Annotated in this window: 6 protein-coding genes, 2 rRNA genes and 1 pseudogene; 6 read left to right on the forward strand and 3 right to left on the reverse strand. The window is 42.2% G+C overall.

Annotation, left to right across the window (positions count from 1 at the left end; genetic code table 11):
* Together BDE27_RS18540 and rrf are read left to right on the forward strand one after the other, a co-directional pair.
* A 23S ribosomal RNA gene (locus BDE27_RS18540) occupies positions 1 to 2,338 on the forward strand; the annotation flags it as partial.
* 79 nt (positions 2,339 to 2,417) lie between these two features.
* Positions 2,418 to 2,533: ribosomal RNA gene (gene rrf / locus BDE27_RS18545) — 5S ribosomal RNA — on the forward strand.
* 365 nt (positions 2,534 to 2,898) lie between these two features.
* Here the strand turns inward: rrf and BDE27_RS18555 are convergent.
* Positions 2,899 to 3,081, reverse strand: a complete 183-nt coding sequence (locus BDE27_RS18555; RefSeq protein WP_099133997.1) for a hypothetical protein — start codon at positions 3,079 to 3,081, stop codon at positions 2,899 to 2,901.
* A 74-nt stretch (positions 3,082 to 3,155) separates the two neighbouring features.
* On the opposite strand from BDE27_RS18555, the gene metA reads away from it, so the two are divergent.
* Positions 3,156 to 4,097 carry a homoserine O-acetyltransferase MetA gene (gene metA, locus BDE27_RS18560; protein ID WP_099133998.1) on the forward strand — a complete coding sequence of 314 codons (942 nt, stop codon included), beginning with the start codon at positions 3,156 to 3,158 and terminating at the stop codon, positions 4,095 to 4,097.
* Positions 4,098 to 5,343: 1,246 nt separating this feature from the next.
* Here metA and BDE27_RS18570 read toward each other — a convergent pair.
* Both BDE27_RS18570 and BDE27_RS18575 read right to left on the reverse strand, forming a co-directional pair.
* Positions 5,344 to 6,324 (reverse strand): hypothetical protein, encoded by a 981-nt coding sequence (locus BDE27_RS18570; RefSeq protein WP_143707544.1) that lies wholly within the window; start codon positions 6,322 to 6,324, stop codon positions 5,344 to 5,346.
* A 568-nt stretch (positions 6,325 to 6,892) separates the two neighbouring features.
* Positions 6,893 to 7,474: pseudogene (locus BDE27_RS18575) on the reverse strand (tyrosine-type recombinase/integrase); the annotation flags it as partial.
* Between the two features lie 304 nt (positions 7,475 to 7,778).
* Here BDE27_RS18575 and aceB point away from each other — a divergent pair.
* The 3 genes from aceB to aceK all read left to right on the forward strand — a co-directional run bounded on the left by aceB (position 7,779) and on the right by aceK (position 12,555).
* Entirely contained in the window at positions 7,779 to 9,374 is a 1,596-nt protein-coding gene (gene aceB / locus BDE27_RS18580; protein ID WP_222941659.1) for a malate synthase A, read from the forward strand.
* A gap of 57 nt (positions 9,375 to 9,431) precedes the next feature.
* Positions 9,432 to 10,739, forward strand: coding sequence for an isocitrate lyase (aceA, locus tag BDE27_RS18585; RefSeq protein ID WP_099134000.1), 1,308 nt, complete (start codon positions 9,432 to 9,434; stop codon positions 10,737 to 10,739).
* Positions 10,740 to 10,824: 85 nt separating this feature from the next.
* Positions 10,825 to 12,555: a bifunctional isocitrate dehydrogenase kinase/phosphatase gene (gene aceK, locus BDE27_RS18590; protein WP_099134001.1), complete on the forward strand. Its 1,731-nt coding sequence runs from the start codon at positions 10,825 to 10,827 to the stop codon at positions 12,553 to 12,555.
* The last annotated feature ends 129 nt before the right edge of the window (positions 12,556 to 12,684 follow it).

Below are 12,684 nucleotides of genomic sequence, written 5' to 3' on the forward strand. Positions count from 1 at the left end.
TGGGTCAGCGACTTATATTCTGTAGCAAGTTAACCGCATAGGGGAGCCGCAGGGAAACCGAGTCTTAACTGGGCGTTAAGTTGCAGGGTATAGACCCGAAACCCGGTGATCTAAGCCATGGGGGCAGGTTGAAGGTTGGGTAAACACTAACTGGAGGACCGAACCGACTAATGTTGAAAAAATTAGCGGATGACTTGTGGCTGGGGTGAAAGGCCAATCAAACCGGGAGATAGCTGGTTCTCCCCGAAAGCTATTTAGGTAGCGCCTCGTGAAGTCATCTTCGGGGGTAGAGCACTGTTTCGGCTAGGGGTCCATCCCGACTTACCAACCCGATGCAAACTGCGAATACCGAAGAATGTTATCACGGGAGACACACGGCGGGTGGCTAACGTCCGTCGTGAAGAGGGAAACAACCCAGACCCGCCAGCTAAGGTCCCGAAGTCATGGTTAAGTGGGAAACGAAGTGGGAAGGCTCAGACAGCCAGGATGTTGGCTTAGAAGCAGCCCATCATTTTAAAGAAAGCGTAATAGCTCACTGGTCGAGTCGGCCTGCGCGGAAGATGTAACGGGGCTAAACCATGCACCGAAGCTGCGGCAGCGACACGAATGTGTTGTTGGGTAGGGGAGCGTTCTGTAAGCCGGTGAAGGTGAACTGTGAGGTTTGCTGGAGGTATCAGAAGTGCGAATGCTGACATAAGTAACGATAAAGCGGGTGAAAAACCCGCTCGCCGGAAGACCAAGGGTTCCTGTCCAACGTTAATCGGGGCAGGGTGAGTCGACCCCTAAGGCGAGGCTGAAAAGCGTAGTCGATGGGAAACAGGTTAATATTCCTGTACTGGCCATAATTGCGATGGGGGGACGGAGAAGGCTAGGCAAGCCGGGCGACGGTCGTCCCGGTTTAAGTGTGTAGGTGGGATAACTTGGCAAATCCGGTTATCCAAGACACTGAGGCACGATGACGAGGCATTACGGTGCTGAAGTTGCTGATGCCCCGCTCCAGGAAAAGCCCCTAAGCGTCAGATTATGGTCAATCGTACCCCAAACCGACACAGGTGGTCAGGTAGAGAATACTCAGGCGCTTGAGAGAACTCGGGTGAAGGAACTAGGCAAAATGGTGCCGTAACTTCGGGAGAAGGCACGCTGGCGTTAGGTGAAGAAACACGCTTTCGGAGCCGAGGCCAGTCGCAGATACCAGCTGGCTGCAACTGTTTAATAAAAACACAGCACTGTGCAAACACGAAAGTGGACGTATACGGTGTGACGCCTGCCCGGTGCTGGAAGGTTAATTGATGGGGTTAGCCGCAAGGCGACGCTCTTGATCGAAGCCCCAGTAAACGGCGGCCGTAACTATAACGGTCCTAAGGTAGCGAAATTCCTTGTCGGGTAAGTTCCGACCTGCACGAATGGCGTAATGATGGCCAGGCTGTCTCCACCCGAGACTCAGTGAAATTGAACTCGCTGTGAAGATGCAGTGTACCCGCGGCAAGACGGAAAGACCCCGTGAACCTTTACTATAGCTTGACACTGAACCTTGAGCCTTGATGTGTAGGATAGGTGGGAGGCTGTGAAATGTGGACGCCAGTCTGCATGGAGCCATCCTTGAAATACCACCCTTGAATGTTTGATGTTCTAACGTCGGCCCGTTATCCGGGTTGCGGACAGTGTCTGGTGGGTAGTTTGACTGGGGCGGTCTCCTCCCAAAGCGTAACGGAGGAGCACGAAGGTTAGCTAATCACGGTCGGACATCGTGAGGTTAGTGCAATGGCATAAGCTAGCTTGACTGCGAGAGTGACGGCTCGAGCAGGTGCGAAAGCAGGTCATAGTGATCCGGTGGTTCTGTATGGAAGGGCCATCGCTCAACGGATAAAAGGTACTCCGGGGATAACAGGCTGATACCGCCCAAGAGTTCATATCGACGGCGGTGTTTGGCACCTCGATGTCGGCTCATCACATCCTGGGGCTGAAGTAGGTCCCAAGGGTATGGCTGTTCGCCATTTAAAGTGGTACGCGAGCTGGGTTTAGAACGTCGTGAGACAGTTCGGTCCCTATCTGCCGTGGGCGTTGGAAGATTGCAAGGGGCTGCTCCTAGTACGAGAGGACCGGAGTGGACGCACCACTGGTGTTCGGGTTGTCATGCCAATGGCACTGCCCGGTAGCTAAGTGCGGAAGAGATAACCGCTGAAAGCATCTAAGCGGGAAACTTGCCTTAAGATGAGTCTTCCCTTGTCCCTAGAGGACACTGAAGGAACGTTCGAGACGAGGACGTAGATAGGCCGGGTGTGTAAGCGTTGCGAGACGTTGAGCTAACCGGTACTAATGACCCGTGCGGCTTAACCTGACAACACCGAAGGTGTTTTGGGGTTTGAGAGAGAAGTTTCAGAGAAAGCAGGCTTGTTCGGGATTGAAAACAGAATTTGTCTGGCGGCAACAGCGCGGTGGTCCCACCTGATCCCATGCCGAACTCAGCAGTGAAACGCCGTAGCGCCGATGGTAGTGTGGGGTCTCCCCATGTGAGAGTAGGACACTGCCAGACATTCAATCAGTCAGAGAAGCCATCCGTTACCGGATGGCTTTTTTGCGTTTAATTTTTTTAGGGTATTTGGTTATTTTTACGTGTATAAGCGGCCAATATCGCCCTTTCTGATAATTTCAGGTAATCTTTCATTGTCTTGGCGGCTTGTTCATTTTTTCCTGAATTATCTGCTATCGTTCCAGCTATATCATAAGCAATATCATGCCAATTCCAGTCTGTTCCTGATGAGCGACTATCACCGTTATAGATAATTTCATGAGTTGGTTGTCTTAAGTTATCCTGAACAACTCAGGGAACAGAATTATCAGGTGTTTAAAGATTGTCTAAATTATCAAGTTATGAATCTTGCCTATCTTTAATTTTATTTATGAAATATTGATATTGATATTGATATTGATATTGATATTGATATTGATATTGATATTGATCACGATATTTATCACATCGTATTGTGACGATACCACCTTAATTTTTTCTTCCTTATTCTGATTACCATTTTCTATATAATAAAATGAAATAATTTCAATTTGAGTACAATAACTCGACATTTACCTTCCGTTTGGGGTAAATTTGGCTATCTAGAAGTCTAAATGCATAAGTTAAATAGTCGAGGTTTTAAGCAATGCCAATTCGTGTACCAGATGAATTACCTGCGGTGAACGCTCTTCGCAATGAAAACATTTTTGTTATGACGTCAACACGGGCCAATATTCAGAATATTCGTCCATTGAAGGTATTGCTCCTCAACCTAATGCCAAAGAAGATAGAAACAGAAAACCAGTTTATTCGGCTATTATCTAACACACCGCTTCAAATCGACATTCAATTGCTACGTATTGATAGCCGCCAATGTAAAAATACGCCTGCTGAACATTTAGATACCTTTTATTGTGATTTTGATTCAATAAAAGATCAAAATTTCGATGGACTGATTGTCACGGGCGCCCCTTTAGGACTCGTTGAATTTGAGGATGTGGTTTATTGGAGTGAAGTTGAAAAAGTAGTGACTTGGGCAAAAGAACATGTTACCTCGACACTTTTTGTCTGTTGGGCGGTTCAAGCTGCGTTAAAAGTGCTTTATCATCTTCCTAAATATACACTGAAAACTAAACTATCTGGTGTTTATCTCCATTCAACTTTAGATTCTTTAGCATTATTAACCCGTGGCTTTGACGAAACATTTTTTGCCCCTCACTCGCGTTTTGCCGATTTTCCTGAGTCTCTAATTCGTGAACATACGGATTTAGATATTTTAGCCAGTTCAGAAGAGGCAGGAGCTTATTTATTTGCCAGTAAAGACAAACGATTAGTATTTGTGACAGGGCACCCTGAATATGATGTAGGTACATTAGCTGCGGAATATTGGCGTGATCGTAATGCTGGTTTGGAACCAAAGTTGCCAGTCAATTATTTTCCAAATAACGATCCAGCAAATAAACCAGTTGCGTCTTGGCGTAGTCATGGTCATTTACTATTTTCAAATTGGTTGAATTATTATGTTTACCAGATTACGCCATATGATCTAACTATAAAGGATATAATACTAACTAATTCATATGATTAGGTTGATTTATATTTGCTTAAATATGTGAATATTTATACAAGTTTTTATACATAATTCGCTAAACAAATACATAAGCTCGTTATAAGGTGAGAACATTAAGAACGCTGTGAAGAGACTGATAACAAATTTCGTCGGTAGTGAGTGGGTTAGTACGTTTAACGCTCCGAGCTATAGAGGGTTGCGACGTATTTCGTCGGAAGCTATTGAGGTAACAGCCAACTGATAGCCCTGCCAGTAAGAAGATGTCCCCGTTACTGTGATCACCTGACCTTTCTGTAACAACATCACCGATAGCGCCATCTCATCAAAGCCCACAACACGCAGCGGGTAATCACTGCGCTTATCGCTCTGTAGCGACTATCGAGGGTGTATTCTTCTTCTGTCTTCGTGCCATTTTCCACCGCCTATAGATGAACTGGTTTTTCAACCATGATAATAATCAATAAGTTAAATCACTGCGAACGTAATACGTATGGAGTCAGTTACATTCAGCAAAAGGTATCATCGAAATGGTGATACCCACTTTAAAGATGGTCACGATTTTGACCATGTTGTTTTATAAGGCCTTTACTATGACGGCTTAAATTCAAGCCCTCCTGTGTTGTGATTTCCACCATAGTTGGCTAACTCATTGATTTATCCGAGGCCGTCACTTTGACACAACCATTGCGGAAATCCCAATGGTTAATTTATGTGCTGGGCAAACGTTATAAATTCATTGTTTTTCAGCGTATTACTTGGACATAACGGGCTGTGCAAGCAAACGCAAAATCTGGCGTCTGATTAAATATCAATGGGTTATCACCTAAGCCCGAATTCGGGCTTTGCTCTGCCGTCAGATTGGTCAGTAGCCATTAAGTTACATCAGGAAAAATCCCGCATGTACCAAAATCAGAGCCACCTGCATAGCGGGTGGTTTGCTCTAGCCCTATAAGGGCATGTTACCGACTGCGCCTAAATGACGCGGCTTTCTCTTCGTTCAAGCTAAGTGTCTTTGCTTCTTTGGCTTACCCCTTGATATCTCTTATTTCTGTCAGAGAACCAGAATTCCATTGCGGGATAGAAAAAGATGGTTTGAATTTAAATTATGATAAAAATCAATATGTTATGATAAATTGGATTTGAAATCCCTTTTAACCCCTTGAAAGTATTTCCTGCCTGGTGCAGGTTTAGTTATATGTCATCGTTCCGTTTGAAACGGAGTCAGCGGAAACGAACTCAGAGACTCATAGAGTTGCGAAATACCTTAACGCCGTGGACTTGGTGTTCTGACATGAGAACGAAGAGTCTCCAAAATATCATCAATATCCTCACTGCTGGGATTATCGTATACAGGACGTATGGGTGAAACTGGCCGTTGTAGTGACAGTGGAGTTTGTGGCCTGGATGGTGGCCTCGGAGCACCCGGTGGTTGTATAGATAGTGGTGGTCGTTCATAAGGATAAGGAGATAAACTTCTTTGTCGTGTATTCAAACCAGATGGATCGGGCTGGGAAGATGTATTTTCTAATAGAGAATGTAATGTTGAGAAGCTTTCTTGAGTAGCAGGTTGCTGATATGGGGTAGGACGTTGTGAAGTCGAAGAAGGCTGTCTCCTAATAGGGCCACTAGGTTGAAGTTGAACGGTTTGTAAAAAATTCGAAGTCCCCGGCATATCCCCATGTTGATAAGCCGTAATGCGGCTCTGCTGTATTGATAGAGGAGTATCCGTAAGCAATTGTGTCGCCACAGGATCACGCGGTCGGGCAGAGTGCTGTAAAGCGGCATTTGTTGATGCTACTGGATTATAGCGTTGATTTTGTCTTTGCCTCCTCATTGGATCAATCATTTGGTTGGTCGAAATTTGTGACGGTCTGAATGTATAGGATTGATGGCTTATTTGGTTTTGATTGGCTTGTTGGGATCGGCGCTGTATTTCTTGAATAATATCGGTAAAACGTTCAGATGACACTATACGACTTAATATATCTCGTCGATAGCGATCTATGTTTAAATCACAAGAATGCGGGAGCAAGATATACATGCCTCTCTTTCCAGTTGCAGGCGGTGTAATACAGATAAAACCTAATTGGCCTAGCCAGCGACTAGCCGCTTGCGGGGTGACATTGGCTATAAGGTGAAGAGGAGTCTTGTTCTTTATTCTCAATGAGGTGTATCCGTTTGGTTGCCGATATTCAGTGATCAATCCTAGATGAGTCACTTTTTCAAAAAAATCTCTACAGGACATAGGCTCCTCTCATGAAAAAGTAAAAATACAAATACTAAATTAAAGTTATGCTCATTTCTTCTCAACAACAAGCGAATAATATTTAACAATTAATTAGCATTTGAAATTAAATAAAATATTTCTTTGTTCGCTCTCTGAGTGGATGACAGAACATATCAATGAGCCTCTGAGCAGTTGAAATTAGCATCAACTAACGCCGATTTTTATTGTTTATTCTGGCTTTCAGGAACTGCCAAATTTCAGGAGAGTAAAGGACTGCTATCAGGGCCAAAAAGATCAGGCGGAATTTAAGCTCAAGGCTACTCACAAGAATACCTAATATAAAGAATGCTGATGCCATCCCTCTAATCTCACCGAAAATATCTTTTATTATCTAGATGGATGCGCGTTTAACCCATTGCAGAAACATCTATATCATCCTTGTTCGTTGTGGTACAGATATGGCACAGATATTTAAATAATTGTACCAACTCAATATATAGTCATGACATCAATTTATTGACTCATGTATAGTCTGTCTATTTGGAGAACATTCAGATGGCAAAGATATTGATAATTGGTATCATGACCGAGTTCTACAGCCAAACACAATCAAGACTGTTAATAAGTTACTGTAATAAGGAGTGTGAGTATTTGTATTTATAGATCTCCATAATTGACCTAACTCATTATCGGTTAAAAACCTATCGATTTTATTTTGTACCTTACCTACATCTGGAATGATTAAATCATCCAAAGCATTACTAATAGCGAATTTCCTTACACGGCAGAATTTTAAAGCTTGTTTGCATAATTGGAATATACTTCCAGCAGAAACAGGGGATTTCTTTTTTATATTATCAAAACATTGAAGCCAATAGCGCGTTTCACAGTCTGATAATGCCATGTTCCCAATATTGGGATAAATATATTTATTTAGTTGAGCTATATGTTTATCAATACCTACGCGGTTGTCTTTTCCGTAGTTGTCTATTCAATACTCGATAGCATCTTTTACAGTGACTGGCTTTAATGATTCTTGCATATCTAAGCCAAACTGTAACTTTGGATCTTTACCAGAAGCCAACCAGTTACGACATTTATCCCGCGTTTCACGAGCTTGCTTGAGAGGCATATCAGGATAGCGTCCCTTTCTTTTCCGTGTAGATTTTTAAGTTTTAAATAAAAATGAGAGGCTGCTGAAGCGAGACACTTCTCATTTTGTTAATTTTCCTTCCGTTGTTGTCGTTCAATAGCCATTCGTTATTTTTCATGCATAACAAAAACTTAACACTGTTGTGTGCGAGTTTTTTGGAATTTATTTCCCTGCTTTTTTTATCCTTAATGCGTCTTAATTAATTGATTCTACAGTGATAATTTTAATTATTAAAAATAATGGAAACTGTTTTTGATTTATTTTTTCAATTGATTACTCTTAAGCGGATGAGTGTTTAAAAGTGAAAAATGGGGAAATTATGCAGCAGGTACTAGCAACAAAATTAACTTTTATTAAATCTTTTGGAGAAACGGAGAAACAGGTGTTATCACCTGAATCTATTCGATTTTTAGAGGATTTAATTATCGAATTTTCCGACAGACGTACAAAATTATTGGATGAGCGTGTACATTGGCAGGAAAAGATAGATAACGGTTCATTACCTGACTTTATTTCGGAAACAGCTTCCATTAGAAATGGAGATTGGAAAATTCAGGGAATACCGGATGATCTCAAAGATCGTCGGGTTGAAATAACGGGGCCTGTGGAGCGCAAGATGGTCATCAATGCCTTAAATGCAAATGTAAAAGTATTTATGGCAGATTTTGAGGATTCATTAGCGCCTGAATGGGATAAGGTTATCAATGGACAAATTAACTTACGGGATGCCGTCAATGGGACGATCTCATATACCAATGAGCAGGGTAAGCGTTATGAGTTGAAAGCAGAGCCCGCAGTATTGATTGCCCGGGTTAGAGGGTTGCACCTGTCAGAAAAACATATCCTCTACAAGAACGAACCGATTTCTGGTGGGCTGTTTGATTTTGCTCTCTATTTCTACTTGAATCATAAGAAGTTACTGCAAAAAGGCAGCGGCCCTTATTTTTATCTACCCAAAATACAAAGCTACCATGAAGCGCAATGGTGGAGTGATGTTTTCAGTTTTACAGAATCACGTTTCAATTTGCCAACAGGTACGATTAAGGCAACGGTTTTGATTGAAACATTACCAGCTGTATTCCAGATGGATGAAATTCTGTATCACTTACGTCATCACATCGTTGGCCTGAATTGTGGGCGCTGGGATTATATTTTTAGTTATATCAAGACACTGAAAAATCATGCTGATCGCGTTTTGCCGGATCGTCAATCCGTTACGATGACACAACCTTTCTTGAGTGCTTACTCTCGCTTGCTGATTAAAACCTGTCATAAACGTGGTGCATTTGCAATGGGAGGAATGTCGGCATTTATTCCTAGTAAAGATCCTGTGCAAAATCAGCAAGTTTTGGACAAAGTCAGAGCGGATAAAGCGCTGGAAGCCAATAATGGCCATGATGGCACATGGGTTGCGCATCCAGGGCTTGCGGATATTGTCATGGAGATCTTTGACGCAAAACTGGAAGAGCGTCAAAACCAATTAACAGTTTTGCGCGAAGAAGATAATGCGATTACGGCTGAACAATTGCTTGCGCCTTGTGTGGGAGAAAGAACAGAAGAGGGAATGCGCGCAAATATTCGTGTTGCAGTTCAGTACATAGAGGCTTGGATTTCGGGGAATGGATGTGTACCGATTTACGGTTTGATGGAAGATGCTGCTACGGCAGAGATTTCCCGAACTTCTATTTGGCAATGGATTCGCCATGAAAAATCACTCTCCAATGGCAAAAAAGTGACAAAAGAACTGTTCAGAGAAATGTTAAAAGAAGAATTAGCTGTTATTAGACAGGAAGTTGGGGAGCAGCGCTTTAATCAAGGGCGATTTATGGAAGCTTCTGATTTGATGGAAAGAATTACCACTCAGGACAACTTAATTGATTTCCTAACATTACCTGGTTATCAGTTATTAGACTAACTTAAAGACAATAATGGCAAAAATATCCGATTAATTAAGAATAGGAAGTAGAACATCATGACCATGTCCCGGAAACAACAAATCGCTCAACTAGAACAAGAGTGGCAACAACCGCGTTGGAAAGGTATTACTCGTCCGTATAGTGCTGAAGATGTCGTTAAATTGCGTGGTTCGATTAATCCTGAACATACTTTAGCGCAAATGGGGGCGAAAAAGTTATGGAGCTTGCTGAATGGTAACTCGAAAAAAGGTTATGTGAACGCGCTTGGGGCGCTGACTGGCGGCCAGGCACTTCAGCAAGCTAAAGCAGGTATTGAGGCGGTTTATCTTTCCGGCTGGCAAGTGGCGGCAGATGCAAATACGGCAGCCAGTATGTATCCTGATCAATCATTGTATCCCGTTGATTCTGTTCCTAATGTAATCAGGCGTATCAATAATAGCTTCCGTCGTGCAGATCAGATCCAATGGTCAAATGGTATCGATCCAGATAGTCAAGAATATATTGACTATTTCCTGCCGATTGTCGCAGATGCGGAGGCAGGGTTTGGCGGGGTACTTAACGCATTTGAATTGATGAAAGCGATGATCGAGGCTGGTGCTGCCGCAGTACATTTTGAAGATCAACTGGCAGCGGTGAAAAAATGTGGACACATGGGTGGCAAAGTCCTGGTTCCGACGCAAGAGGCTATTCAGAAGCTGATAGCTGCACGCTTGGCGGCTGATGTATCCGGTGTACCAACCTTGTTAATTGCGCGTACCGATGCAGATGCAGCAGATTTATTGACTTCAGATTGTGATCCTTATGACAAAGCCTTCATTACTGGTAAGCGAACCTGTGAAGGTTTCTATTGTACACGTGCTGGCATTGAACAAGCTATTAGCCGTGGATTGGCTTATGCTCCTTACGCCGATGTTGTCTGGTGCGAAACCTCTACACCGGATATTGAAGCGGCTCGTTGTTTTGCTGAAGCCGTCCATGCTAAATATCCTGGCAAGTTGTTAGCTTATAACTGTTCACCTTCTTTCAATTGGAAAAAGAATCTGGATGATAAAACGATCGCCAGTTTCCAAGATCAGTTATCTGCTATGGGATATAAATTCCAGTTTATTACACTTGCGGGTATACATAGCATGTGGTTCAACATGTTTGATTTGGCCTACGATTATGCACGTGGTGAAGGAATGAAACATTATGTTGAAAAAGTTCAGGAACAAGAATTTGCTGCTCTTGAGCGTGGTTATACCTTCTCCTCACATCAGCAGGAAGTGGGAACGGGATATTTTGATAAAGTGACCACTATTATTCAGGGAGAGAGTTCTTCTGTTACTGCATTAACCGGATCGACAGAAGAACAACAATTCTAATTTTATTATATTGATGGAAATAATAAACGATAGGGGGAATTCTAAAAAGAATACCCCTTTACGTGTCGGATAAGGGTGGCTAAATATGGAAATAGATCTCGCACATTTAATTGCACAAACCATTTTGCAGGGATTTGATGCGCAATATGGTCGATTTCTGGAAGTCACTTCTGGGGCACAACAACGTTTTGAACAGGCTGACTGGCAGGCTGTGCAACAGGCCATGAAAAAGAGGATTAACTTGTATGATCATCATGTTGGATTGGTGGTGGAGCAATTGAAGCGCATTCATACTCCATTACAATATGATGAAGATTACATTGCCGAAGTTAAAGTGGTTTATACCCGTTTATTGCCTGACTATCCGCGTTTTGAAATTGCAGAAAGTTTTTTTAATTCGGTTTATTGTCGTTTTTTTAAACATCGTAATTTGAAACCAGAAAATCTCTATATCTTTTCTTCTCAACCCTCTTCGCGTTTTCGCCATATTTCTCGCCCATTATCACGGGATTTTTTTCCTAATGGGAATCTCGCATCCATGTTGCGAACCATCTTAAATGATTTGCCACTGCGTCTTAAATGGGAGGATTTGGATCGGGATATTGGTTATATCACGCAATATTTACAGAATACATTTTCCCAATGCGATTTATTATATTCCACGTTCCAAATTGCTAATGAACTGTTTTATCGTAATAAGGCAGCCTGGTTGGTAGGAAAAATCAGGATGGGGACGACGGTTTATCCCTTTTTGTTGCCGATTCATCACAATGAATCAGGAGGAATTTTTGTCGATACTTGTCTGACCAACTACGATGATGCCAGTATTGTTTTTGGTTTTGCCCGCTCCTATTTTATGGTTTACGCACCTTTGCCCGCAGCTTTAGTTGAGTGGTTGCGTGAAATTCTTCCGACGAAATCCACGGCAGAGTTATACATGGCGATAGGCTGTCAAAAGCACGGTAAAACAGAATACTACCGTGAATATCTGACATTCATTAATTCCACTCAAGAACAGTTTACGATTGCGCCCGGTGTGAAGGGCATGGTGATGCTGGTTTTCACTTTCCCGTCATTTGATCGTGTATTTAAAGTGATTAAAGACAAATTTGCGCCACAGAAAGAGGTTTCTCAAGAGCGTGTTCAAGAATGCTACCGTCTGGTAAAAGAGCATGATCGTGTTGGAAGAATGGCAGATACCCAGGAATTCGAAAACTTTGTCATTGATAAATGCCATATTAGCCCTGAGTTAATGGAAGAATTGCAAAAAGAGATACCAGAAAAGTTAGAAGATTTTGGAGATAAGCTCTTGATAAAGCATCTTTATATGGAGCGTAAAATGATGCCGTTAAACATTTATATGGAACAGGTCAATGAGGCACAATTGAAGGATGTGATTGAGGAATACGGAAATGCCATTAAACAATTGGCTGCTGCAAATATTTTCCCAGGTGACATGTTGTTTAAAAATTTTGGTGTTACACGCCACGGAAGGGTGATTTTCTACGATTATGATGAAATCTGTTACATGACCGAAGTGAATTTTCGGGATATTCCTCCGCCACGTTACCCAGAAGATGAGTTGGCTAGTGAACCTTGGTACAGTGTTGCTATTAACGATGTTTTTCCCGAAGAATTTCGGCATTTTCTATGTACTGACAAACGTATTAAGTATTATTTTGAAGAAAGTCACAGTGATCTATTTAAGGCAGATTATTGGCGAACTTTGCAAGAGAGAATTAAAAAAGGATATATAGAAGATGTTTTTGCTTATCGTCGTAGACAGCGATTTAGCCAGCGTACTGAAATGAACTAAATAAGAAATATAAGTCGTGATATTACAAGTGATATAGATAAAAATAGCGGTCATATGATGTTATTTTAAAATGACTGGCGATTTATTTATTAGTTTGTAATGGTATGATTTGAGTTGCGGAGATTAAGT

Origin of the sequence: Xenorhabdus ehlersii (assembly GCF_003610465.1) — a bacterium.
GTDB classification, from domain to species: Bacteria; Pseudomonadota; Gammaproteobacteria; order Enterobacterales; family Enterobacteriaceae; genus Xenorhabdus; species Xenorhabdus ehlersii.

Coding starts and splice junctions, on each gene's coding strand:
- BDE27_RS18555 (WP_099133997.1), bottom strand. CDS start 3,081: ATGTCGAGTTATTGTACTCAAATTGAAATTATTTCATTTTATTATATA.
- aceB (WP_222941659.1), top strand. CDS start 7,779: ATGCAGCAGGTACTAGCAACAAAATTAACTTTTATTAAATCTTTTGGA.
- aceA (WP_099134000.1), top strand. CDS start 9,432: ATGACCATGTCCCGGAAACAACAAATCGCTCAACTAGAACAAGAGTGG.
- aceK (WP_099134001.1), top strand. CDS start 10,825: ATGGAAATAGATCTCGCACATTTAATTGCACAAACCATTTTGCAGGGA.
- BDE27_RS18570 (WP_143707544.1), bottom strand. CDS start 6,324: ATGTCCTGTAGAGATTTTTTTGAAAAAGTGACTCATCTAGGATTGATC.
- metA (WP_099133998.1), top strand. CDS start 3,156: ATGCCAATTCGTGTACCAGATGAATTACCTGCGGTGAACGCTCTTCGC.